Annotated in this window: 21 protein-coding genes; 6 read left to right on the top strand and 15 right to left on the bottom strand. The window is 58.6% G+C overall.

The window, feature by feature from the left end; translation table 11 throughout:
• Positions 1-42: 42 nt before the first annotated feature.
• The 8 genes from EBC_RS03595 to tssB all read right to left on the bottom strand — a co-directional run bounded on the left by EBC_RS03595 (position 43) and on the right by tssB (position 11,780).
• Positions 43-2,544 (bottom strand): type VI secretion system Vgr family protein, encoded by a 2,502-nt coding sequence (locus EBC_RS03595; RefSeq protein WP_013200450.1) that lies wholly within the window; start codon positions 2,542-2,544, stop codon positions 43-45.
• Positions 2,541-5,207 (bottom strand): type VI secretion system ATPase TssH, encoded by a 2,667-nt coding sequence (gene tssH, locus EBC_RS03590; RefSeq protein ID WP_013200449.1) that lies wholly within the window; start codon positions 5,205-5,207, stop codon positions 2,541-2,543. Before tssH ends, EBC_RS03595 begins: the two co-directional genes overlap by 4 nt.
• A gap of 295 nt (positions 5,208-5,502) precedes the next feature.
• Positions 5,503-5,994 carry an Hcp family type VI secretion system effector gene (locus EBC_RS03585; RefSeq protein WP_013200448.1) on the bottom strand — a complete coding sequence of 164 codons (492 nt, stop codon included), beginning with the start codon at positions 5,992-5,994 and terminating at the stop codon, positions 5,503-5,505.
• Positions 5,995-5,997: 3 nt separating this feature from the next.
• Complete coding sequence (locus EBC_RS03580) at positions 5,998-7,692, bottom strand: OmpA family protein (protein ID WP_013200447.1); 1,695 nt, start codon at positions 7,690-7,692, stop codon at positions 5,998-6,000.
• Positions 7,689-8,363, bottom strand: coding sequence for a type VI secretion system protein TssL, short form (tssL, locus tag EBC_RS03575; protein ID WP_013200446.1), 675 nt, complete (start codon positions 8,361-8,363; stop codon positions 7,689-7,691). Before tssL ends, EBC_RS03580 begins: the two co-directional genes overlap by 4 nt.
• Positions 8,360-9,694 carry a type VI secretion system baseplate subunit TssK gene (gene tssK / locus EBC_RS03570; RefSeq protein ID WP_013200445.1) on the bottom strand — a complete coding sequence of 445 codons (1,335 nt, stop codon included), beginning with the start codon at positions 9,692-9,694 and terminating at the stop codon, positions 8,360-8,362. Before tssK ends, tssL begins: the two co-directional genes overlap by 4 nt.
• 12 nt (positions 9,695-9,706) lie before the next feature.
• Positions 9,707-11,254 carry a type VI secretion system contractile sheath large subunit gene (gene tssC, locus EBC_RS03565; RefSeq protein WP_013200444.1) on the bottom strand — a complete coding sequence of 516 codons (1,548 nt, stop codon included), beginning with the start codon at positions 11,252-11,254 and terminating at the stop codon, positions 9,707-9,709.
• Positions 11,255-11,282: 28 nt separating this feature from the next.
• Positions 11,283-11,780, bottom strand: a complete 498-nt coding sequence (gene tssB, locus EBC_RS03560; RefSeq protein WP_013200443.1) for a type VI secretion system contractile sheath small subunit — start codon at positions 11,778-11,780, stop codon at positions 11,283-11,285.
• Between the two features lie 503 nt (positions 11,781-12,283).
• On the opposite strand from tssB, the gene umuD reads away from it, so the two are divergent.
• The 3 genes from umuD to dld all read left to right on the top strand — a co-directional run bounded on the left by umuD (position 12,284) and on the right by dld (position 14,938).
• On the top strand, positions 12,284-12,703 hold the full coding sequence (gene umuD, locus EBC_RS03550; protein ID WP_013200442.1) for a translesion error-prone DNA polymerase V autoproteolytic subunit: 420 nt from the start codon (positions 12,284-12,286) through the stop codon (positions 12,701-12,703).
• A gap of 13 nt (positions 12,704-12,716) precedes the next feature.
• Positions 12,717-13,100, top strand: a complete 384-nt coding sequence (locus EBC_RS03545) for a hypothetical protein (RefSeq protein ID WP_013200441.1) — start codon at positions 12,717-12,719, stop codon at positions 13,098-13,100.
• Positions 13,101-13,243: 143 nt separating this feature from the next.
• Positions 13,244-14,938 (top strand): D-lactate dehydrogenase, encoded by a 1,695-nt coding sequence (gene dld / locus EBC_RS03540; RefSeq protein WP_013200440.1) that lies wholly within the window; start codon positions 13,244-13,246, stop codon positions 14,936-14,938.
• Positions 14,939-15,007: 69 nt separating this feature from the next.
• On the opposite strand, the gene EBC_RS03535 is transcribed toward dld, so the two are convergent.
• Both EBC_RS03535 and EBC_RS03530 read right to left on the bottom strand, forming a co-directional pair.
• Positions 15,008-15,592, bottom strand: a complete 585-nt coding sequence (locus EBC_RS03535) for a YceI family protein (RefSeq protein ID WP_013200439.1) — start codon at positions 15,590-15,592, stop codon at positions 15,008-15,010.
• 113 nt (positions 15,593-15,705) lie between these two features.
• A complete protein-coding gene (locus EBC_RS03530; protein WP_013200438.1) occupies positions 15,706-16,473 on the bottom strand; it encodes an IclR family transcriptional regulator in 768 nt (255 codons plus the stop codon).
• A gap of 89 nt (positions 16,474-16,562) precedes the next feature.
• Here EBC_RS03530 and EBC_RS03525 point away from each other — a divergent pair, with 89 nt between their 5' ends.
• Positions 16,563-17,723, top strand: coding sequence for an MFS transporter (locus EBC_RS03525; RefSeq protein ID WP_013200437.1), 1,161 nt, complete (start codon positions 16,563-16,565; stop codon positions 17,721-17,723).
• Between the two features lie 3 nt (positions 17,724-17,726).
• Here the strand turns inward: EBC_RS03525 and EBC_RS03520 are convergent, their stop codons facing one another.
• The gene (locus EBC_RS03520) at positions 17,727-18,584 is read right to left on the bottom strand and encodes an SDR family oxidoreductase (RefSeq protein WP_013200436.1); all 858 of its coding nucleotides are present in this window, start codon (positions 18,582-18,584) and stop codon (positions 17,727-17,729) included.
• A 115-nt stretch (positions 18,585-18,699) separates the two neighbouring features.
• On the opposite strand from EBC_RS03520, the gene EBC_RS03515 reads away from it, so the two are divergent.
• A complete protein-coding gene (locus EBC_RS03515; RefSeq protein ID WP_013200435.1) occupies positions 18,700-19,113 on the top strand; it encodes a winged helix-turn-helix transcriptional regulator in 414 nt (137 codons plus the stop codon).
• Positions 19,114-19,151: 38 nt separating this feature from the next.
• Here EBC_RS03515 and EBC_RS03510 read toward each other — a convergent pair whose 3' ends face one another.
• The 3 genes from EBC_RS03510 to EBC_RS03500 are packed head-to-tail and all read right to left on the bottom strand — an operon-like array spanning position 19,152 to position 22,707.
• Complete coding sequence (locus EBC_RS03510) at positions 19,152-20,567, bottom strand: c-type cytochrome (RefSeq protein WP_013200434.1); 1,416 nt, start codon at positions 20,565-20,567, stop codon at positions 19,152-19,154.
• A gap of 2 nt (positions 20,568-20,569) precedes the next feature.
• Positions 20,570-22,159, bottom strand: coding sequence for a GMC family oxidoreductase (locus tag EBC_RS03505; RefSeq protein WP_013200433.1), 1,590 nt, complete (start codon positions 22,157-22,159; stop codon positions 20,570-20,572).
• Positions 22,160-22,185: 26 nt separating this feature from the next.
• Positions 22,186-22,707: a sugar dehydrogenase complex small subunit gene (locus EBC_RS03500; protein WP_013200432.1), complete on the bottom strand. Its 522-nt coding sequence runs from the start codon at positions 22,705-22,707 to the stop codon at positions 22,186-22,188.
• A gap of 181 nt (positions 22,708-22,888) precedes the next feature.
• Here EBC_RS03500 and EBC_RS03495 point away from each other — a divergent pair, with 181 nt between their 5' ends.
• Entirely contained in the window at positions 22,889-23,305 is a 417-nt protein-coding gene (locus EBC_RS03495; RefSeq protein ID WP_013200431.1) for a nucleotide triphosphate diphosphatase NUDT15, read from the top strand.
• 56 nt (positions 23,306-23,361) lie between these two features.
• On the opposite strand, the gene EBC_RS03490 is transcribed toward EBC_RS03495, so the two are convergent.
• Complete coding sequence (locus EBC_RS03490; RefSeq protein WP_013200430.1) at positions 23,362-24,387, bottom strand: Gfo/Idh/MocA family protein; 1,026 nt, start codon at positions 24,385-24,387, stop codon at positions 23,362-23,364.
• Positions 24,388-24,513: the final 126 nt, after the last annotated feature.

Raw genomic sequence — 24,513 nt, 5'->3', positions numbered from 1 at the left:
TTCAGATGCTGACTTTATCGTTACGCCGGCTGGCGCCTTCCCTTAGCTTTTTTTTGGCAGGGTCGCGCTGAGAGAATCAATACTGACGCTGTTCTGCGTATCCACCGCCCCCGATGCCGAGGTTGGCAGGGCAGACTGGCTGCCGTCTGCATTTTTCAAACTTAACTGCTGCCTCGCCACGGGAGAGCGGTCAGAAAGGCGCAAAACCGTTGGCGTTACCGCAAAATCACTGGTACTCCATTGCTGGGCCGCCACGTTGAAGCTTTGCCCAGCAAACTTTTGCCACACCGTCGCACGCTCAACGATGTTGTCTGGCGCACCACACTCTATTGATCCGTCCGCGATGCGAATATATCCGCCACCGCTGGTTAAGATAATTTCCTGCTTCGCACTGATAAGCAGTTTTCCTTCGCTGCTGGAGATACGGATATCCTTAAGGGCATCCAGCGTCATCTCATCACTCTGAGCCTGGATTTCCACTTTTCCCCGGCTGGCAAAGAGTTTCATCCCCATCTTGTTTGCAAACAGACTGATGGCTTCACCCGCCGCCAGGGTGAAGTTTTTCACTACGCTAAAGTCGGTGTTTTTGCCGCTGGTGCTGATAATATTTTCACCCGCCGCAAGCTGCAGGCTGGCCGGGGTAGCCTGGGCAATACCCGCCGGCGCGCTCAGTAATAATGCCGACTTTTTCAGCTCGGTCAGACTCTCTGCCAGCAGGTCTTTTTGTGACTGAATATCTGCCAGTTCGGCCTTGGCCTCTTCTACCGCACTGCTTAGCGCCTGCGCCTGCGACAGCGCCTGCTGTAACTGGCTCAGTGCTGCCTGCATCTCCAGCTGCTGGCCCTGCGCCCTTTGCTGGCCATCTGCCGTTATCAGTAGCCCCTTTTCTGCACGGATGCTGCCCCAGCTGTCGCTGCGCAGCTCAAACCCTTCGCCGCGCTTCTGCTTCTCGCTGTCGACCAGGTGACCGAGATTCAGCTGACTTTTGCCGCCGTATTCGGTGCTGAGCTTGATATGCTCCTGGCCCGCCGTGTCGTCGAGGCGCAATTTGTTGTTCTTCGGCGTGCGCAGCACATTGCGTTTGTAATTGCGGATGGTGACGTGGTCGCCATGCGCCGAGTCGTGTAGCACCCCGGCAATATATGGCCGGTCCGGGTTGCCGTGCTCGAAGGCGATGGCCACTTCAGTACCCGCCAGCAGCGGCAGGTGCAGGCCATATGTGTCGCCCGCATAGGGACGCGCCTGACGAACCCACAGGCTTTCAAAGCCTGTTTCCCAGCCCGCACGGTCAAACAGCATGTTGACGCGGTAGCGACCGTCGCGGTCGATATGGCCGTATTGATCGTTGACGGTGGTACTGGTGACGCGCGCCGGGAGCGTACCCGCCATCACGGGATGCGGCTGCGACACCGGGCGGAAGCCGTAGCGATTGTTCAGCGGAATACCGTCAAAGGCGGTTTCAAAGCTGCGGTCGCGCCGCGCAGTGCTGACGATGGCGGTGACCAGCACCCCGCTGCGGAACACCTCGCTGACCTCCTCCTCCCCGCTGACCTTCAGCTCGCAGCCAGGGGCCAGCGCCGGACAAGTGGTGACTGCCGCCACCCGCGTCTGGCCGTTCAGGTAGCGCTCGTGACGCAGGCGGGCATAGAAAGCCCCACTCTCCGGAGTCGGGTTATGGCTGTAACCATCGCCCGGCGCAAGGTAGTTGTCCGCCCAGCGATAGGACTCACCGTAGGTGGTGTCGTCACCGCCAGTCACATCGACCTGCACGTTCATATCTACGCTGGCGTTGCGGTAGTTGTAATCGCGCCCGCTGACGCTTTTTTCCACCACCGTAAAGCGGCTGGCAAGATCCCACACCGAATCGACAGCCGCATCGTGCATGCCGGAAGGTGGAACGGCAGGCAGCGTCAGCCCTTTAACATGGCCCTGCTGACCGTCATAGAACTCAACCACGTCGATCTGCAGGCGCGTGTCGGTGGTGAAGCGGAACCAGATGCCTACCTCACCCAGCAATCGGGTGATAAACGCCAGATCGTCCTCGCCGTACTGCATTACCTGCTCGCGGCGCGGGTACTCGTTGCTCAGCGTGAAGACAAAGTCCTGACCGCGCATCCCGTGGCGCTCACGCAGGATTTTCTCGACTATCTGCGGCACCGACAGGTCCTGATAGATGGCGTTCTGACGGCTGCGCGACAGTAGCGCCAGCCGCGGTTGCAGGGTGACGGTATAGTGGGTCTGATCGGCGCTGGTACTGAGGCGCTCAAAGCCGATCACCACTCCCTGCACCACGCGCACCGGCTGCTGCACCCTGATGCCCCAGCCCTGATCAACCGGAGCCTGCAGGGTCAGCGAGGCCGGTTTCATTAGCATTGCCTCGCGCGTGATGGCGTGATCGGCGCTGGTGAACTCCACGCGCCATCTGAACGGCTCGCTCAGACGTTCTTCACCCCTGAAGGCCAGCACGTCGGGTTGAGACGTGCTGTTGCGGACCGCCAGCAGGTGGTGGCTGTGGCTATAAAAAGAGACCGGATTTATGCTCATTCTTCACCTTCCTTTTTTGTATCGAACGCCAGAACAATCCCTTCTTCATCATCCCAGTCCAGCGTCAGGTGCTGCGGCTTCTGTTTCACGGCCATGTGCTGCAACAGCTGCTGGCTCAGCACCGGCAGGACCTGCTGATTCAGCAGGCTGTCGATATTGCGCGCGCCGGTGTCCGGCAGCAGGCAGGCGGCGGTCAGGGCCGCTGACAGGCCGTCGCCGAGGGTGGTTTTCAGGCCATAGTGGCGCGCCAGCCGCTGGCTGATCTGGTCGAGCTTCATGCCGACGATGGTGCGCATCGCCTCTGCCCCCAGCGGCCGGTAGATAACGGTCTGGAAGCGGGCCAGCAGCGCGGGCTGGAAGTGGTCGCGCAGCGTCGGGCGCAGCAGCTCCTGCAAATCCCCTTCCGTGGCCTGCGGGTTTTCCGCCAGCAGCTGCATAATCGCGTCGCTGCCGAGGTTTGAGGTCATCAGGATAACCGTGTTGCGAAAGTCGATTTCGCGCCCTTCGCCGTCGCGCATAAAGCCCCGGTCAAACACCTGGTAGAACAGGTTCAGCACGTCGCGGTGCGCCTTCTCCACCTCATCCAGCAGCACCACGCTGTAAGGCCGCTTACGCACCGCTTCGGTCAGGATGCCGCCCTGGCCGTAACCGACGTAGCCCGGAGGCGAACCCTTCAGCTGCGAGACGGTGTGCGGCTCCTGGTACTCGGAGAGATTGAGGGTGATCAGCGACCTTTCGCCGCCGTACAGCACGTCGGCCAGCGCCAGCGCGCTCCCGGTTTTGCCGGTGCCGCTCGGCCCGACCAGCAGGAACACGCCCTGCGGACCGTTTTCGGCGGTCAGCCCGGTTTTGGCGGCGCGCAGCCGTTGCGCGATGGCGTTCAGCGGCACGTCCTGCCCGACCACGCGCCTGCCGATTTCCGCTTCCAGGCCGAGCAGGCCGGTCTGCTCGTCCTTCATCAGTGCGGAGAGCGGCACGCCGGTCCAGTCGGCAATCACGTTGGCAACGGTGCGGGTATCCACGTCCACCTGAATCAGCGCGTCCTGCTGCTGCTGGGCTTCCAGCTGCTGCTGAAGCGCGGCAATCTCCGCCTGCGGCCGTTGTTCCTGGCGGCCGGCCATCAGCTGCTGCGCCAGCGCCTGCTGCGCGGCGAAATGCGCTTCCTGCTGCCCGCGCTGCGCTTCCAGTCCGGCGCGGGTGGCGGCGATGGCGCGCAGGCGTTCGTCATGCTGCGCGCTGCCGGCGGCGATATCGTCCGTCAGCGCCTGCGCTTCCAGAGCCAGCGCGGTCAGCCGCGCGTTCAGCAGGGTGATGGCCTCCGGCACGGTGTCGAGGCTCATGCGCACCCGCGCGGCGGCGGTATCCAGCAGGTCCACCGCCTTGTCCGGCAGTTGGCGGCCCGTCAGGTAGCGTCGCGACAGGCTGACCGCCGCTTTCACCGCGGCATCGGTGATATGCACGCCGTGGTGCTGCGCGTAGCGCGACTTCAGGCCGCGCAGCATCAGGCAGGCGGTTTCGTCGTCCGGCTCGTCGACTTTTATCATCTGGAAGCGGCGCTCCAGCGCGGCATCCTTCTCGAAATACTGCTTGTACTCGCTCCAGGTGGTGGCGGCGATGGTGCGCAGCTCGCCGCGCGCCAGCGCCGGCTTCAGCAGGTTGGCGGCGTCGGCGCCGCCCGCCTGGTTGCCCGCGCCGATAATGGTGTGCGCCTCGTCGATAAACAGCAGCACCGGCGCCGGCGACCGCTGCACGGCCTCAATCACATTCTTCAGCCGCTGCTCAAACTCGCCCTTCACCCCCGCGCCGGCCTGCAGCAGGCCAAGGTCGAGGGTACGCACGCTGACGGTTTTCAGGCTGTCGGGCACGTTGCCCTCGCTGATACGCAGCGCCAGCCCTTCCACCAGCGCGGTTTTGCCGACGCCGGGTTCGCCGACCAGAATCGGGTTGTTCTTGCGGCGGCGCGAGAGGATGTCGACCATCTGGCGGATTTCCGTGTCGCGGCCAAAGACCGGGTCGATGCTTCCCGCCAGCGCTTTGGCGGTGACGTCGAGGGTGAATTTGTCGAGCGCGGCCTGCAGCGCCTCGCTCAGCGCATCGCCGGCCGGGCTGCCGCCATCCTTTTTAGCCGGAGCATCCGCATCGCCCAGCGTTGAAGGCGACGGGCTCAGGCTCTCCTGCTGCTGCACTTCCGGGCGCTCGTCGGACTGCGCGTCCAGCAGCGGGCGCAGGCGATCCAGCTGGGCGCGCGTGAGGCTCAGCAGCGGCCACAGGCCTTCGCAGCTGACCAGCGACGGCTTATCCGTCAGCGCCGCCAGCAGGTGATGGCTGCGGATGTGGGCGTCGTCATCTTCCAGCGAGGCAATCAGCCAGGCCTGCTTAATCAGCGCCAGCAGGGGGCCGGCGAGCTGCGGGCGGGTGCGGACCGAGCGCGGCACGTTATCCAGCCAGCCCAGCAGCGCCTGCCAGATGCCGTCCATATCCCACTCGTAGCGCCGGGCCAGCACGGTGATGTCGCCCTCGCCCTGCTCCAGCAGCTTAAGCAGCAGGTGCTCAGTGCAGACCTCACTGTGGGCGCGGGTCTGGCACAGCGAAGCGGCCGCTTCCAGCGCGCGGGCGCAGAACGGGTTTAAACGACGTAAAAGAACGGCTGACTGGTTTTCCATGTTTTCACTCTCTGAGTAGGATGGCGGCACGCTACCGCCCATAGCCATTTCCTGAAGCAGGAACCAAGGCCCATAAGGTCACACTTGCGGATAAAATTATTTCTGGTCAGCGCGTTCGCAGAACGGAAATAACTGAAAAAGCAGGCGGCGAACCGCCTGCAGATAAACCATTACCCTAAATAATTCGTGGCGCAGGAAGGCGGCAAGTGAGCAGGTCCCCGGGAGCAGAGATAACTCTGTGACCCGGGCCGGCAAACGTAGCCAACGCACCTGCGGCGCGAAGAATGACGGGTAATTAAGCGGTGGTGCGTTCGTTCCATGAATCGGAATGAATGATGTTGCCGTCTTTGTAGGTCCAGGTGATTTTTTCGTAGCGCAGTTCAATGCGCTCCAGGTGGTTGTGCTTCTCTTTCGACGCATCCTTGATGTCGTGCATCAGCGGCGCGACTTTCACCAGCTTGACGTTCTCAAGCCGGGTGTTGAAATACTCCACTTCCTGACCGGCATCGTTGATGCGGTACCACTTGAACTCGGCGGATTTCAGGGTCTGACCGGTGGTGACCGCCTTGTAGAGGTACGGGCTGGATGAGTCGATTTCCTTGGTGAACAGGAACGGCGTGTGCACGCGGGTCCCGGTCAGCTTGCCGGTGTTGTTGTCGGTCGGGATGTACAGGTTGTGTTCCTGCGCCACCACTTCGATGCTGCCTTCACGGTCTTTCACGTCCACGGAGCCTTTGATGTCCGCACCGCCGTCGTCTTTCAGCCACAGATAGACTGGAATTGCCATGTGTTACTCCTTATCAGAACTTACTGTTGTGTCATCATCCTGTGATGACGTTCGGGTTGCTGCTGCCTGGCAGGCGTCTGCCTGCGGCACCAGACTGATTTCGACCCGGCGGTTCAACGCGCGACCGGCCGGGGTATCGTTGGTGGCTATCGGGCGTGAAGCCCCGAAGCCCTGTACTGCAAAGCAGGTTGGCGATACGTCGCTGGTCGACAGCATCCAGTCGCGCAACGCGTCGGCGCGCGTCAGCGACAGTTGCTGATTGGCCAGCACGTTGCCCGTGCTGTCGGTATGTCCGGCGACGACAATCAGCCAGCCCGGGCGGGCTTTGATATCGACCAGTGCCGTGACCAGCATTTTCAGCGAACCGGGTTTAAGCACCGCCTTGCCCGTGTCAAAGAGCGACAGGCTGTCCAGGCGCACGATTTTAGGGGTGTCCTTCGCCACCGACGGGGCCGGTGGCGGAATATAAGAGCGGATAGCATCCAGAAGCGGCAGACGCAACTGTCCTCCCTGATACAGGCCGAAGCCGAGCCGCATCGGAGCGCCGTTACGGGCATGCTCATCCAGTTCAGCAACCTCCCGCTGCAACACATTGACCGCCGCCACTTTCTCGACGTAATCGTTCATGGCAATACGCTCATAGTGAGCAATATCAAAGGTGACGCGCTGCAGCAGTCGATGGTTATTCCAGGCGCTGCAGCAGAATGCAACGATGCCCCCTAACACCAACGTCCACAGCGCAGCACGGCATGCCCGCTGCCGCGGGGTCAGACCACGACCTTCTGGCAAAAGCCGCATGACAAACTCAGGCAGCATTGATGACTGCGTCAGGTCCTCATCCTCGGTCGGTAGCCAGCCTGCCACTTGTACCAGCCCGGTTTGCTGTTGCAGCCAGCGCGTCCAAAGGGACGTTTTCAGTGCCGTGCAAAATGAACTGCTTACCCCCCAGACGACACATACGGGGTAAATCGATGGCATATCCGGATTGCTGTCGGCTAAAACCGCGATAACCTCCTGTCGGAACCACTCGGTCAGGCTGTTCATCAGCACTTGCTGCTGCAGAGCCATGCTGCCGCCAGCGGCCAGCCAGCGGTCAGACGGGGAACGAGCTGAAATGTTGGGCCACATGCTGACGGGTTCTCCCACCAGCCTTGTCTGCCAGAGGCACTCACTGACCAGCGCACTGCCCACATGCGCATTGAGGACCAGCGGCAGTGAATAGCCGCTTTCACGCCGCAGTTGGCCAACCTGCCAGCGCAGTGCCAGCAGACGGCTGGAGAGTACTTCGTGATCCTGCTGCTGCTGTGGACAGATGCTGACCATCACCGACAGCTGTCGGCCCCACTCCGGGCGCAGCGAGAGTAGCTGACGCGCTACCACGTCAAGCGCCTGATTCTCTGCCACCCTTACCCAGCAACCGTGCGGCACGGTTAGTACCGCAGCTCCTTCCGGCCAGGCCTGGGGGCTGTCGCCGCAAACCAGCACCACCGGTTGACGATAAGCAGCATCCGGCAGGTCATCCGAGCTGAATACCGTTCCCTTCAAAGCCACACGGCGGGAAGCCACCATCACGACAATCAGCAGCGCCAGCCCGGCAGTCAGCAACAGCACGGCAACCCAGTGAGGAAGTGGCAGGAGCAGCACCGCGATCAGCAGGACAATCCACACCGCCAACGTGCGTTGTAGTGCAGGACTCATTTAACCGCTCCCGGCAGCAGCGAACAAACCAGGCTACTCAACCAGTGGTTCAGGGCCCACCAGACTGCGACCAGTAACAGCACGGAAAAGCCAATGCGCAATGGCCAACTGGATAACCAGCCGCTGGAGCTAAATCCTGCTTTGCTTTCGGCAAGTACTGCCTGCGCCAGGGGTCCGGTGAATGGCGGAACCTGCGCATTGAGCGCCTGTACCAGCTTTTCGCGTTCCGGGTCGTTCAGGGAGCGGTAGCCACCGAGGAAACCCAGCAACATCACCCGCTGGAAGCAGGTAATAACAACCCCTTCCGGAGCCGGCTCGCGCAGCACTTCGCGCATGCGGTCGCAGAGCAAGTCACCGGCATCAACCGTGCCGAGGAAATGCCCCTGCAGAGGCAAGTGAAGCCATTGGACGTAAGCGTCATCCTGTGCGCCGCGCCCTTTGACCACTTCATCGATCAGCGAGCATTGGGCATAGAGAACATCCTTACTCTGTTGTGTATCGTAGCCCGCGTCTTTTAGCGCCTGCTGGACCTTCTCTACTTCTGAGACGCAGCGCTGCCATAATAGCTGGCCTTCTCCCTCCTTAATCTTAGGGCCATGGCGCAGACTGATGACCTGCAACCAGCTGTTTTGCAGCAGCGCGTCAATATCACACTCGTTTCTATGGCTCATGTTCTCAGTACCGCAAACAGTTCAAGTTGAGGTTCACCGAGCATGCCCGGCACGTAAAACATGCAGCTGCCGGTTTCCAACATTTCGCGCGCTGCCGGGTGCGACAGGTCGAGGGCAAAATACTGGTTTTCCAGACGGAGAGGGATCGCGGCGGGTACGTGGCGTAATGGCTTTAGCGGGATCCCCTGCTGTGATGAATTGACCAGTCCGGTCACATAATCCGGGCTGCCAACTTTGCACTGTCGGGGAAACTGTTCCTGTAGCTGTGCCACCGGGAGCGGAGATCGAACCGAAAGGTAGAAATCGGCATCCTCACGAAGGCGCGGCTCCAACAGACGGGCAAGCCATTGATGCAGACGTTTATCATGCTCCAGCCCAATCGACACCACGCGCGACGGCAGGCTGGCTTCCAGAAGATCGCTTAGCAGATTGAACAACGGTGGGAAAACGCCGTTAAGATCTGAGTGTTGATAAACGGGAATAGCACTGATTTGATGCTCCAACGAGAAGGTCAGCAGGCTTCCAGCCAGACGGGCAAGCTCTGGGTAAAGACGTTCAGGCGCACTCTGCGTAAAACGCAGGAACTGACCCAGCACTGGCTCCGCACTATTGAGCGCATTCAACAGCCAGAACAACGACACATCGGCTACGGCGAAATCGGCCATACGTTCGTTGCTTTCACGTCGCATCGCCATCAACCGATTGAGGCGCGCACGCAACTGCGTCATCAGCTGTTCAAGCTGGGTTAGCAGCCAATGGTTGCTTTGCATGCTAAGTAGCGGCGGAAGATAAGTCTCGTCCTGCGTCCAGCAGCCCTGACTGTCCTGATTCAGACGTGCTACAGGGCAGACCAGATAATCCCCGTTGTTCTGATGTCCAAAACGCAGCGTCAGCTCAGGTTTTATCACCGCAATCTGTCGCGTATCGTCACCAAACTGATTGCGGATATCCCGCCAGCGCTGCCGATAACGCACCGGACGCTCGGCAACGTCGTCAGGCTGCAGGCAGTTGCCGCCGTTCGCCCTCAGCAGAGGCAGTGCCAGCACCACGATCACCTCATGCCCTTCCGGCATCGCTACCGGCGGCAGATCGTCAACGTTATTGGTGTCGATCAGCGTGCCGTCCTGAAAGCGCACGTGCAGATGCCGTGCCTGCAAACGTCCCAATTTAAGGGCGTCTGCTTCGAATTCGGCACGGATCACACCCCAGGGATGATTCAGCCCCATCTGTGCGATACATTCCGCGGACCAGGCCGCATACGCGGCCTGCTGCTGGAAATGCTGTGGCGAGACCATCACGCCCCGACCCCACAGCGGTTGTTCCGTTTTCATCCAGCCTCCGCCTTACGCTTTCGCCTTCGGCATCTGGGAAACTAGAGACAGGTTGACGTCCATGCCTTCCACCTGGAAATGTGGGATGGCGAACAGCCTGACGCGGAAGAAGCCCGGGTTGTCTTCGATATCTTCGACAATCACTTTGGCATCGCGCAGCGGGTGGGAGGCCTGCAACTCGTCGCCCGGATCGGTCATTTCCGTGACCAGCCCGCGCACCCAGGTGTTCAGCTCCAGCTCCAGCAGGCGGCGATCCTTGGTGGTGCCGATGTTTTCGCGCTGAATCAGCTTCAGATAGTGTGCAATGCGCGACAGCAGGAAGATGTATGGCAGGCGCGAGTTGATGCGGCTGTTGGCGGTGGCGTCTGCGGTGTCGTACAGCGCCGGTTTCTGCGTCGAGTTGGCGGAGAAGAAGCACGAGTAGTCGCGGTTTTTGTAATACGACAGCGGGATAAAGCCGAGGTTAGCGAACTCAAACTCGCGGGTTTCCGGGATCATCACCTCAGACGGGATTTTCACCTGATTGCCGGTGCCGAGGTCGTACAGATGGATCGGCAGATCCTGGACGGCGCCACCGGCCTGCGGACCGCGGATCTGCACGCACCAGCCGTTGTTGATAAAGCTTTTCACCATGTTGGCGGCAAAGGCGAACGAGGCATTGGTCCACAGGTATTTGTCGTGGTCCGGGCCTTTCACCTCTTCAACGTAGTTAAAGCTGCGCACCGGCACGGTGTCCGGGCCGTACGGCAGGCGGCCGAGCACGCGCGGCATCACCAGGCCGATATAGCGCGCGTCGTCGGTTTCGCGGAACGCCTTCCACTTGATGTATTCGGCGCGGTCGAAGTAGTTGCCGATATCTTTGATTGCCGCCACGTCTTCCATATTGTCCTTCAGGAAGAACTGCGGGCCGGCGGAGCCGATAAAGGGCATATGCGCGGAAGCCGCGACTTTAGAGATATTGCGCAGCAGCGCCACGTCCTGCGCCGAGGCGTCGAACTCGTAGGAGGAGATCAGTGCGCCAATCGGCTCGCCGCCGGGAGTGTCGTATTCGGCAATATAGGTGTGTGCGTACAGCCCGCTCTGGATGATTTCCGGCGCGTCTTCAAAGTCCTGCAGCAGGTCGGCTTTCGACAGGTCCAGCACGTCGATCTTCACGTTCTGACGGAAGTCGGTTTTATCGACCAGCGACTTCAGGCCGCGCCACAGGGATTCCACCTGCTGGAACGCGTCATGGTGCATTACCGCATCGAGCTGACGGCTGATCTGCCCGTCCAGCCGGGCGATATGGTGGTCCAGCAGGGTCTTGTCGAGCTTTTCAACCGTTGACCCTGACTGATTCAGGCACTCAACCAGCACCTTCATCGCCGCGGTGACGCGTTCGTTGACGCTGGCATCGGACATCGCCTGGTTGTCCTGCCAGATATTCAGGTCGCTGAGGTGCGTGACCGGGCTGAGATTGATTTTTTCAAACAGTGAGGCATAAACGCCGCCCGCAACGGGGCGATCCAGCACGGTGGTGGTGCCGGCAGAGGCGGTTTCATTGTGAACTGACATCAGCATTCTCTCTATATCATTCCGTGAAGGGGGATCAGGCTTTTTCAGGCGCCAGCGCAGACAGTTCGCCACGCAATTCGTCACTCAGCGCCGGGTTTTTCAGGATGGTTTCCAGCTCCTTGCGGAAGGTGACGTTATCCAGCAGGTTGGCTTTGAGATCGCGCAGCAGGTTGCGCATCGCCAGCATGGCGTTGAGTTGCGGGATCTGGCGGGCAACCTGCTCCGGCGTGAAGTCGTTCATATCGCGGAAGGTCAGCCTGACGTTCTCTTCGCTGCCGTCGCCGGCGAGGGTATTTTCTACCGAGATGTTGAGTGCCGGGGAGAACTCCGCCAGCACGCTGTCGAAGTTGTTTTTATTGACGTTGATCTTTTCACGCTCAGAAAGCACCCGCTGCTCCTGACCGTTGCTGAAATCGCCGGTCACCAGCAGCTTCAGCGGCAGCTCCATCTTTTTCTGGGCGTTACCGGTATGAACATCCAGCTTGATATTTACTCGCGCTTTTGGAATTTCGTTCTGATAAGAGTTGCTCATATTTCTTCCTGTAAAAATGGGCGCGGAAAGCAGGCGTTACGCACACTTTCCCTGTGTGTACCGGCGCGACTATATAGCAGTCAGTTTAAGATGAGCAATATGAAATATTCGATATTTATCATCGATTTATCTAGTACTTTTCTTATAGTTTTCGTTAAGCTCATGATTAAAAAACGCATTAATAATAATATTCGTCCGAAAAATAAACAAATGCGTCCCTTTTCCACCGCAGGAGTAAAGGTTAATTCCGATGCGATATCATTACATTTGGTTAACTGTTCAGACTTATGATTGTCAGGGCGGATGATTATCATGGTGGTCGCATTGCCTGAAGACAGCGGGATGACGGGTTGCGGTAACACGCGCAGGAGGTGAAATCGAAATTTAGTCTTACTTAACATATAATTAACATCATTCCGCTAAAAAACTCCGCTATCAGACTTGATCGCTGACCGCAAATGATAATACTGTATTTATATACAGTAATTTTGCGAGTCACCATCATGAACCTTCTCCAGATTGCCGAAGTGCGGAAAAGCCTGCATTTGCCCCTTTTTCTTTCCCGCGTGCCTTGCGGTACGCCCTTTGCGGCCGGAGATGATGTCGGGCAGCGTCTTGATCTCAATAACCTGCTGATCCAGCGTCCAGACTCGACCTACTTTATTAAGGTCAGCGGCGAGTCAATGAAGGATGCCGGGATCAACGATGGCGATTTACTGGTGGTGGATAACTCGTTGACGGCGGGCCATGGCGATATCGTGGTCGCCGCTATCGACGGTGAGTTCACCGTAAAAAAATTGCAGCTGCGGCCCACGGTGCAGCTGATCGCGATGAACGCGCGCTGGGCACCGATTGTGTTGTCCGGGGAAGATAAGCTGGAGATTTTTGGCGTGGTGACCTTCACCATAAAAGCGATGGAATAACACAGAGGCAGGTATGACTGAGTTGATTAAATATGATGTTACGGGTGAGGTACTGGCTTCTCATGCGGCCAGCTTTCCCTCTCCTGCACGCCACGAAATCAAATTTCTGTTCAGTAAATTGCAGGATTTGGTGCCGACCAATCACGACTGCTACCTGACCTCCTGCAACGGCACGCTGTGCATTATTGACCGTTACCGTCCCGCCATTGCCGGCAGCCGCGTGCTGGTCGAGCTGGATGGCAGCTGCAACTGGGCACGGGTCAGGCAAAATCCGCCACAGCTGGTCACCGATGACGGCGAGATCATTGAAGGTGAGCAGCTGGATGACGCGACGGTGATTGGCGTGGCCATTCGTGAAGTGGTTTCCACTTATCTGGCACCGCGTCCCTGCCTGTAAATTCAGCGGTATGGGTAAAAAGCAGCCGCACAGAAATCACAGTTTTTCGCCGATGTGCTCTGTAGTATGGAACCTTCAGGCCCAATCAGGCTGCCGCCTTAGCGCGGCCGCTGCTGGACAGGTTACATTCAGGAGCAGTTCAGATGGTGAAGGATTCAGGCGTCATTACCCGACTGGAGCAGGTATTGGGTAAAGAGCAGGTGCTGACCAGCGAGGACAGCAAAGCGTATTACACCAAAGGCTTTCGCGTCGGCGGGGGCAACGCGCTGGCGGTGGCCATACCGCAAACGCTGATGCAGCTTTGGCAGGTGCTGCAGGCCTGCGTCGCCTGCGACACCATCATTCTGATGCAGGCGGCCAATACCGGCGTGACCGGCGGTTCAACACCGGATGGCGCAGACTATGACCGCGAGGTGGTGATTGTCAGCACCCGCAGGCTGAAAGGGGTGCAGGTAATCGACCAGGCCCGCCAGGTCCTTGCCTTCCCCGGCAGTACGCTGACCGAACTGGAAAAGGCGCTGCTGCCTCACGGTAAAGAGCCGCACTCGGTGATCGGTTCATCCTGTATTGGCGCGTCGGTTATCGGCGGCGTCTGCAATAATTCTGGCGGCTCGCTGATCCGCCGTGGTCCTGCCTTCACTGAAAAATCGCTGTTCGCGCGCATCAATGCGGATGGCTCACTGCAACTGGTTAATCATCTGGGTATTGAACTGGGCAGCACGCCAGAAGAGATGATTGCTAACCTGGAGTCGCAGCAGTTCACCACCGGCACGGCGCCAGACTGGGAAGGTAAAATCTGGGCCGATGATTACGCCGCGATCCTGCGTAATGTCGATGCCGACACGCCAACCCGCTACAACGGCAACGTACAGTACCTGCATGACAGTTCCGGCAGTGCCGGCAAGATCGCGGTCTTCGCGGTGCGCCTGTCGACGTTCGATGCCAGCGACCGCACCCGCACCTTTTATATCGGCACCAATGATGAAACCGAGCTGGTTGCCCTGCGCCGTTATCTGCTGGAAGGGCTGTCGGAATTGCCGCTGCAGGCGGAATATATCCACCGCGATGCCTTTGACCTGACCGTGCGCTACGCCAAACATATGTACTGGGCGATCAACCGCTTCGGTCCTGAAGCCCTGCCGCAGCTGATGGCTAACAAGGCGAAATGGGATATACGGGTAAAAAACCTGAAGGTCCTTCCTGCTAACTTTGTCGATAAAGTGCTGCAGTTTGCCAACAATGTGACGCCAAAAGGGGTTGCCCCACGCATTCTCGATTACCGCGAGCGTTTTGAGCACCATCTGATGATCAAAGCGGAAGCCCGCCATGCGGATGAGTTGCAGCGGCTGCTGGACACCTTCTTCTCCGATCGGTCGGGTCAGTATTTTGCCTGCGACGCGCGCGAAGAGCGGGATGCTTTCCTGGTGCGTTTCGGCGTCGGCGGCTGCACCATCTCTTATTGCGACTATAAAGGAATTAATACCGACCAGCGGCTGATCGCCTTTGACGTGGCGTTACGTCGGAACGATACGGAATGGCGAATTAAATTACCGCAGGCGTTGCAGGATCAGGTGCTGGAAGACTCGTGCTGTGGGCACTTCTTCTGCTTTGTGAATCATCAGGACTATATTTTGAAACCCGGCGTGGATGCGCTGGCGTTTAAACATGATGTGCTGGAATACCTCGATCGGCGTGGCGCGAAATATCCGGCGGAGCATAACGTCGGCCATCTTTATCATGCGTCCTGTGAACATGAGTCGCATATGCGTCAGCTCGATCCGACCAACAGCTGTAATCCGGGGATTGGCAAAACCAGTAAGAAGAAGTTCTGGCAGTAGCGCAGGCAGGGAATTTGCGCAGGAGGACGATAAGCAGTGCGGAAAGCAGGCCTTCCGCACTGAAAAAGCTTATTTCGCGTAAGCTTCGGTAGAAATAGTCAGCTTCACGTCATCGCTGACGGCTGGCACATATTTATCCAGCTTGAAATCAGAGCGCTTGAAGGTAGTGGTGGCGTCAAAGCCAACCGCCTGCTTCTTCACCATCGGATGCATACCCTGCTTGTTCAGCACCGCGTGAAGGATCACCGGCTTGGTAATATCTTTGATGGTCAGGTCGCCGTAAACGTCCATTTTATTTTTCCCTTTGCTGACCACTTTGGTGCTTTTGAAAGTCGCGGTTGGGAATTTAGTCACGTCGAAATACTCAGCACCTTTAAATTCGGTGGTCAGCGCATCAACGTGAGTATTAATGGTGTCGACCGGAATGGAAACGTCCACTTTTGATTTCGCCACGTTGCTATTATCAAAATCAATATTACCGGTGATGCCAGATAAATCAGCAGTAGGATGCGAAAAACCAAAGTGCGTCCAGGAGACGACGACCGAGGTGTGGCCGGAATCCATCGCATAGCTTTCAACCGCAGCCGCAGAGAACTGAGAATATAACGCGGCGGTAATGAATAACGGGACGGACATTTTTTTGATTAAGGACATCAATCTAGCCTTTATTTTCGCGAAGTGTACCGCTGATAGTGCAAGATTAATCTCTCTGCCGATAGTGAAGATATTTGACCGGGTCTGTCAAAAAGATTAGCCGACACGCGAAATTACTTTCCCGCCAGTGATTCTATTTCCGCTTTAGTTTGTAATAACGCGCGCAATAAACTTTCCAGCCGTTCGTCGAAACGGAGGGTGGGCACCGCCACCGACAGCGCATAACGTTCATTGCCGGGCAGTGCTAACACCACCGCCAGCGCACTGACGCCCAGCGCATGCTCCTCGCGATCGATGGCCATGCCCTTATGCCGGACACTGCCGATATCCGCCAGCAAGGCTTCCCGCCCTACCCGCGTATTGACCGTGCGCTGCTCCAGCGGCTGCGAAAGCAAAGCCTGTAGTTGATCGTCAGGCAGCGCGGCCAGCAGCGCTTTTCCCGGCGCGGTGGCATTGACCGGGAAGGCGGTGCCCACCGGCGACACTACGCGAAGCTCCTGATCCGACACGCATTGCTCTACCAAAATGGCATGCAGCCCGCGAAACACCACCAGATCCACCGTTTCCCGCGTTCGACGCGCCAGCGCTTCCACCGCCGGTCTGGCGAGCGCCACAATATCGGTATGCGCAGCCGCCGCCAGTCGGGCCAACGCCGGGCCCAGCGTCACGCCTTCCGCCGTTTGCATCACAAACTGCTGCGCTTCCAGCGAGGCCACCAGCCGGTAAACCGTGGTGCGGGGCAATCCGCATTGACGCGCAAGCTGGGTCAGACTCAGCCCGGAAGGGCAACTCTCCAGCACTTTCAGTACCGCCGCCGCCCGGGCAATAACCCCAGACTCACCTTCTGCTTTCACCGTCGATCCTCCTGCGGCCATTGACATTGACGCACGCTCCCACGACACTTATACCACTATACGGACACACTGTCCACTATTCGGACGGTGCGGACGTTTTTATTATGGAGAAGACCATGAAGCAGATTTCTACCGCCGGGGTGTTTACGCTGCTGGCTATCGCCTGTCTGACCATTATGGTCGGTTGTGTGATTGTCCCAGGATTGCCTTCCGTTGCCGCCCATTTGGGCATTAGCGGGCAGGCGAGCTGGCTGATCACCCTGCCCTCGTTGGGCGTGGTGATGTTTGGGCCGATTGCCGCCAAAATCATTGAAAGTAAAGGGCTGTATCGCTCGCTGATGGTGGGTCTGCTCAGCTACGGCGCGTTAGGCACCGCCGGGGCGTTCCTGGCGCATCCGGCGGTGCTGTTTGCCGACCGTTTTCTGTTAGGCGGCGCAACGGCGCTGGTGATGTCAGCCGGAACCGGGCTGCTTTCCAGCTTCTTTAGCGGCGAACAGCGGCTGAAGATGATTGCGCGTCAGGGCATGTCGATTGAGCTGGGTGGGGTGATTTTCCTGTTCTTTGGCGGGCTGCTGGCCACGGCAGGCTGGCGCTGGCCATTCAGTCTGTATCTGTTTGCCTGGCTGTTTTTACTGATGCTGCTGATCTTTGTGCCCCGCCCGGATGAAAGCCGTTATCAGTCGGTTCTGGAAGAGGCCGACGCGCCAGCGACCTCCCGACTGATCCCGGTTTATCTTGCCGCCTTCTTTTCGATGGTGTGCTTTTTCACCGCGGTGATCGTGCTGCCTCTCCAGCTGCATGGTCTGGGCTATAACGAAGCGCAAACGGGTTATTACCTGGCATTTATTTCGCTGATGGCGGTGGTTGCCGCCTGGCTGATGCCGCGCGCGGTCAAAGGGCTTGGAGAGTTTACGACGCTGTATCTGGCGTTTCTGGCCTATGCTGCCGCGCATCTGCTGCTGGCATTTTCTTCCGATCCCGGTGGCTTGATCGCCGCAGGCATTCTGATGGGATGCGGATTTGGTCTGTCGGTGCCGCTGGTCAATCATCTGGTGGTTGAGCACAGTCCGGTCAGTCGCCGGGGACAAAATCTGGCTTACCTGTCGATGGCGATTTTTTCCGGGCAGTTCTGCTCTTCTTTTATGGAGCTGATGCCTGGCAATCGCAGTGGGATTTTCTGTGGCGCGGCGGGTATCGCGTTGATGGTGGTGCCGGTGTTGTGGCGATTCCATGCCAGCCAGCATAAAGAAGCACGGGAGAGTCAGACTCTCCCGTAATCATCAGCCTTTAGTCACGAACGCTTTGACCACATCCTGCCATGGGGTGGTCGGGTGTCCGGTCAGTTTGCTCAGGGTGTGGCTGTCATCAAACAGACCGCCTTTCGCCGCTGCGGCATCAGAATCCGCCAGCATCTCTGCCAGCCAGTCCGGCAGGCCTGCGCCCTTCAGCGCGGCGGAGAAATCGGCCTGTGGCATATCGATATACTGGATCTCTTTGCCGCTCTGGCGGGCAATCTCCGCAGTGAATTCCGCCAGGGTGTAAGCGGTATCGCCAGACAGCTCATAAATCTGACCCGCAGCCTCATTGCCAGCCAGCACCGCAGCAGCGGCTTCGGCATAATCCTTGCGGCTGGCGGAGGCAATCTTGCCTTCGGCTGCTGCGCCAATAAATGCGCCGTGCGTGATGGCCGGCGCAATGCTGGCGGCATAGTTTTCGGTATACCAGCCGTTACGCAAGATGGCGTAAGGCACGCCAGAGGCGATCAACGCCTGCTCGGTGGCCCGGTGTTCCGTTGCCAGTCCCAGCGGGCTGGTGTCCGCATGCAGCAAGCTGGTGTAGGCCAGCAGAGACACGCCCGCCTCTTTCGCCGCGGCGATCACCGCTTTATGCTGCGCCTCACGCGCGCCGACTTCGCTGGACGAGATCAGCAGCACTTTTTCCACGCCACTGAAGGCACTGGCCAGGGTTTCGGGTTTGGCATAGTCGGCCTTGCGCAGCTGCACGCCCAACGCCGCCAGATCCGCCGCCTTTTCTGGCGAACGCACGGCGGCAATAATTTCCGCGGCAGGCACTTTCTTCAGTAAAGCATCAATCACTAAGCGGCCCAGTTGGCCCGTCGCACCGGTAACAGCAATCATGATCATCTCCTGTGGATTTTAATAAGGTGTGGCGGCCGCTGCCGCCGAAATCGCTTTCACCCAACCAGCCTATGCCATACACTAATCAAAAGTAAGTACTTACAGGAATGTTAGTGTGAAAAAAAATCAAGATGTGGCCTGTGACTCGCTCAGCGAAAAGTTTCGCCGGGGTGAACTGTTCGATGCCAACTGCCCCTCACGCGACGTGCTGAAACGGCTAACCAGCCGCTGGAGCCTGCTGATCCTCGTCGCCTTGCAGGATGACACGCTGCGCTTTAGCGAACTGAGAAGAAAAATCGGCGGCATCAGTGAACGCATGCTGTCGCAAACGTTACGATTTATGGAAGAGGATGGCTTTGTAGAGCGTATAGCCTATGACGTTATTCCGCCACACGTTGAGTACCGCCTTTCGCCCAGCGGACATGAAGTGCGGGGCCAGGTGATCGGGCTGGCAGACTGGATTGAGATGAACCTGCAACAGATTATGGATCATCGCCGCCAGTATGCCGGCGACGTTGAAAAAGCGTAACGCGTCCCCCGCCAGACCGCGCAGGGGACGCCTCGCCGTTAACGGCGTTTTCTTTTGCTTACCAGGCGATACAACGCAAACAGCACCAGCAGCGCAACCCCGCCGCCAACCGCCATCAACACGTTGACGTACCGCACGATAAACGGCGCATCGCCACCGGCACGCAGGGTTTTCACCTGCTCAGCCGTCACCTGCGAGTCGATATTGGCAAAGTGGCTGCGAACGTAGTTGGTGACGGACGCAATTTGCGCATTGTCCAACTGCTGACCGAAGGCCGGCATGCCGACATCGCTGTCACTGCTTTTACGGTGGATCCCGTCGACGATGGTCATCACCAGGTTGCTGGCCGTCTGACCCGAGACCGCGCTGTTGTGGGTCAGTGACGGATAGAAGTTATCCTTCGTGCCCTCGCCTGCGCGACCGTGACAGCTGGCACAGGCGCCACTGTAAAGCTCCGCGCCATCGGTGCTGCGGCTGTCGGCCAGCGACGCCTGATCGCCCTGCCCGCCGATCACCTGATTAATATCGGTCGCTTTCACCGGCTGGGTTGCCGCAGGTGCGGACGGTGTGGCGATCGCCGGGACCTGTTTCATCCATGCTGCAATCGCCTGCAGATCGTCATCGTTCATATGCTGGAAGCTGTGTTCCACCGCTTCGCCCATCGGCCCGGCGGCCTGCGCTTTGCCGGCAAGATGCCCGGTTTTCAGGTAGGTGACGATATCATCCTGACTCCAGTCGCCAATGCCACTTTTGTCCGGGGTGATGTTCGGCGCATACCAGCTTCCCAGCGGGCTGCCCGCCAGCACCTGGTCGCCTTTTTCGGCCATCATCATATTGCGCGGCGTATGGCAGGTGCTGCAGTGCGCCAGCACATCCACCAGATACTTACCGCGATTCAATTGATCGGACGCGCCCGCCTGTTTTTCAAACGGTTTATCGTTGCGATACAGCAGGTTCCAGCCCCACATAATCTGGCGAACGTTGAACGGGAAGCTCAGGTCAGTTTTCGCTTCCGCCGGAATATCCGCCGGCTTCACCCCTTTCATAAAGTAGGTGTAAAGCGCGTGAATATCCTCGTCGCTCATCGCGCCGTAAGCCGTGTAAGGCATCGCCGGATAGAGGTTACTGCCATCGGCTGCGACGCCTTTGCGCACCGCATCCGCAAACTGCTGCTCGCTGTAGTTGCCAATGCCGTACTGCTTTGATGGCGTGATATTACTGGCAATAATCCGCCCCATCGGCGAGTCGATGGCATAGCCACCGGCAAAGGGCGCACCGTCTTCTTTGGTCTGACGGTGACAGGCACCGCAGTCAGCGGCCACGGCGGTGTATTCACCGCGTTTAATTAATGCCGATTCATCGGCCGCGCTGTCCGCCAGCGCGGCGGCAGAGGCCAGCAGGCCGCCCACCAGCACGGCGCTTTTCAGCAGAGAATAAGATCCAGACAGTTTCATGATCAGATCTCCCGCTCAATAATTTCGGCCAGACGAATACTCAGCGCGACGCCGGTCAGCGTGGGGTTAATCACCCCGGAAGCCGGGATAACGCCGGTTGTCGCCAGGAACAGGTTGCTGTGATCCCAGCTCCGGCACTCGTGATTCACCACCGAATCTTTCGCATTGTCACCCATGATCACCGTGCCCATCAGGTGGTCACGGTTCTGCCAGCCGGTATTGTCTTCTATCACTTCACCGCCCATCAGGCTGACGAACTTTTTGTAGTCGGCATCCACCACCTTCTTGCCGGCCTTCACATAGTCATCCACCTCGTAATTCACCGTCAGCATCGGAATGCCGAGCGCATCTTTACGGGTGGTACTTGGACGCACGGTATTGGTCGCGTGCGGCAGGATTTCGAACACCGTTGAAATATCGACCCAGCGCGCGGCCTGATGGCGGATCTGTTTATCCAGCTCGCTGCCAATCACACCCTGGCCGATCAGACGCTGTGCCACCGCCATATTCGGCACGTTGTTGGACACGGCATGCTTGATCGCCGCGTGATTTTTACGGAAATCCCCGTCGCGGTAGTTAAAAATCCCGCCCTGCTGAACCGCACCACGGCCAGGCCACATCGGTTCGTCAGCGAGGAATTGCAGGCCCATCCCGGTGTGGTCCATCAGGTTACGGCCGACCTGATCGGAACTGTTGGCCACATCAGAAATCAGCAGCAGTTTTGGCGTTTCCAGGCCATGCGCGGCAACGATAAAGTATTTGGCGGTCAGTCGGGTATCCACCCCTTTGGAGCTGCGCACGTGCACCGCGACAATCTTGCCGTCGCTGCCTTTTTCCAGCTTCCACGCGGTGGAATCGGTCATCAGCTTCGCACCGGCATCTTCCGCGTGCTGCGCGTGCTTATCGCCGCTGTACATCGAGCCGATAGGGCAGACCGGCATACAGTTGTTGTTGCCGCTGCAGGCCGGACGACCGTCGTAAGGACGCGTCGCACGGGCGTTTGGCTCATGGATAAAGTGATAGCCTGACGGGCTGAGGCGCGCTTTCAGGCGCTGGAACAGATAGGTTTCGCCTTCTGGCTCCATCGGATAGGGTTTGGATCGCGGTGGGAATGCGCCGCCAGCCTGACCGCTCTGATCGTCGGTATCGCTGCCGCAGACGCCCAGCGCCTCTTCGGCTTTCTGGTAAAAAGGTTCCAGCTCGCTGTACTCCATCGGCCAGTCGCGGCCAACGCCATACAGGGTTTTCAGCTTCATATCGTTCGGCAGATAGCGCCAGCAGGCGGATGCCCAGTGCCAGGTGGTGCCGCCGACTAACTTCAACATTCCCGGGCGGAAATCAAAAGAGCCGACGTTTTCAATGTACTGCTCGTCGTAGGAGTGATGGGCCCAGGGCTCGTTGGGATACGGCGAGTTGTAGTTGCCTTTTTTGGAAGAGTTACGGAAATTCTCGACGATTTTCCATCGCGGGATCTTCTCACCGGCTTCAAGAATAATCACGGATTTACCCGCGCGGGCGAGCGTCGTCGCGGCATTACTGCCCAACGCGCCGGACCCGACGACAATCACGTCGGCATCAAATTGCTTGTCCATGGTGTGCTCACATAAATTGGGAAAAATTAGTCGTTTTTCAGGGTCGCTGGCGGCTGTGTCCAGTAATTGGTATGGCCCCGGGAATAGGTCGGGATCACCGTGGCATCGAGCGTCGGTGCGTACATCAAGGCGTCGGTGTAGGTGACAAAGCGGGTGTTATCCACCGCCCGCAGGCTTACTGGCGTGCCGGTAAAGCCCAGATACCATGCCGAGACGATTTTCTTTGCCGTCGCACCGGTATTGGCATCGGCCATAATGGCGTGGCCATTAAGCGCATCTGCCGAAGTGATCCCTGCCGCGTTCAGCGCCGCCGCGAGCTTTTGCAGCTTCTGCGGAAACTGGCTATCCTCTTCGGTCAGCCCGTTCAACGCCCGCTGCGCGACCAGTGAGCTGAGCGACGCTTTACCGGTCAGCAGCTGCGAAATGGCCAGAAACTGTGCGCTGTCGGAGCTGGACGCAGGCGTGGCAGCCCACGAGAGCGCGGGGCGAAGCACGGCAAACCCCAGCAGGGCCGCACCGGAAGTCATAAATTGTCTGCGCGATAACATCGTGATCATCCTTGTTGATAAAGTGTGATCCATTTCACGTTATAACCCCACACTTGTAAATGCTTTGTAAACCAAGGGAATTATTAAGCAGCGCTGATAACAAACCCAATACATAAAACTCACCAGCTGAATCCATTAAGCTAACAATGGCGGATTCACCCGGCCCTCGAAGGAGACAGAAATGACCCAGCCAAAAATTGGCGTAGGCGTACTGATTGTGCGGGAAGGCAGGCTGTTACTGGGCCGACGCAGGGGAAGCCATGGTGCAGACAGCTGGTCAGCGCCCGGCGGACACCTGGAATTTGGCGAAACGCCAGAGGCGTGTGCGCGCCGGGAAGTGCTGGAAGAGACGGGTTTGGTGGTGGGAAAACTGGCTAAGGTCGCGTTCACTAACGACTTTTTTATCGCCGAGAAGAAACACTACGTTACGCTTTTTATGCTGACGGAAGACGTTCGCGGCACGCCGCAGCGCTGTGAACCTGACAAGTGTGCCGGATGGGAATGGTTTTCCGCCGATGAATTGCCGCAGCCGCTGTTCGCCCCACTGGAAACACTGCTTCAGGAAGGCGGCCTGTTGCCTTTACTGACGGGCCGCTGATGCCCCGGCATCGTCAGAGGCATCGGGCCAGTCGCTCATACAGACCGCTGAGGCGCTTATTCCAGCGTCACCAGCCGCCCTTCTTTGGCGCTCAGTAACGCCGCATCCAGCACTTCCAGGGTCATAATCGCCTGCTCGGGCGTGACAGGAGGTGCGGTCCCTTCCCGCACGGCCCTGGCGAAAGCTTCGTAATAGGCGTGATAGCAGCCCTGAGCGGACGGCACGCGTTCTTCACCCGCCGCCGTGCGCAGCGTTCCCCACAGCGCCTGCTCTTCATAACCCCAACCTTGCAGATCGTCGGCCGGCCGCTTTCCGGCAAAGATGGCGTTGGCCTGCACGTCCGTGCCGTTGGAGACGTAACTGCCCTGGTCGCCATAGGCACGGATATCGCGCGCGGCCAGGTGATTCAGCTTGCTGGATGAGATATGCGAATGCACGCCGCTGGTGTGCGTCAGGGTGATGACAAAGCTGGCATCGGTCTGGCCTTCCGGGCGGTCAACCCTATCCGTCTGTGCCAGCACCGATTTCACCGGCCCAAGCAGCCACACCGCCTGATCGACCAGGTGGCTACCCATATCACGCAGCAGGCCGCCGGTTTCGCCGCCTTCCAGGGTATGGGGATCGTCAAGATCCATGCGGTTATGCAGCCGCCACAGCTTGCCGACGCGCTGCTGTTCCAGCACATCCCGCAGCGTCAGGATATCTGCGTCAAAGCGGCGATTATGATAAATGCCCAACACCACGCCTTTCGCTTTCGCGGCGGCGGCCAGTTCGCGTCCGGTGGCGGCATCCGGCGCAAACGGCTTATCGGCAATCACCGCCACGCCCGCCTCAATCGCTTCCAGCACCAGTTCACGGCGGGTTTGCGGGGGGGTGGTGATGGTGACGATATCCACGCCCGCGTCCAGCATCGCGGTCAGGCTTGGATAGATCGGGACATCCGGAAAATCCGCCTTCACGCGGGCAATGGTGGCCGGTGCTCTGGCGACGATCCCCACCAGCTCCACGCCTTTTGCCGCGGTAATAAACGGTGCATGAAAGTTCTGACCGCCAGTGCCGTATCCCACTAGTCCAATTCGCATTCGTGGCTCCTGTTGGATGTTGATCACAATTTAGCTTTTAACTTTAGTCAGTTAACCACAAACCAGCCAATCGGCCCGGCGAATATCTGGTGAGCAAGACCAACTGGCAGTAGAGTAAGAAATCCT

The organism is Erwinia billingiae Eb661, from assembly GCF_000196615.1.
Classification (GTDB): domain Bacteria; phylum Pseudomonadota; class Gammaproteobacteria; order Enterobacterales; family Enterobacteriaceae; genus Erwinia; species Erwinia billingiae.
This window is presented reverse-complemented; position numbering and strand designations above follow the sequence as displayed.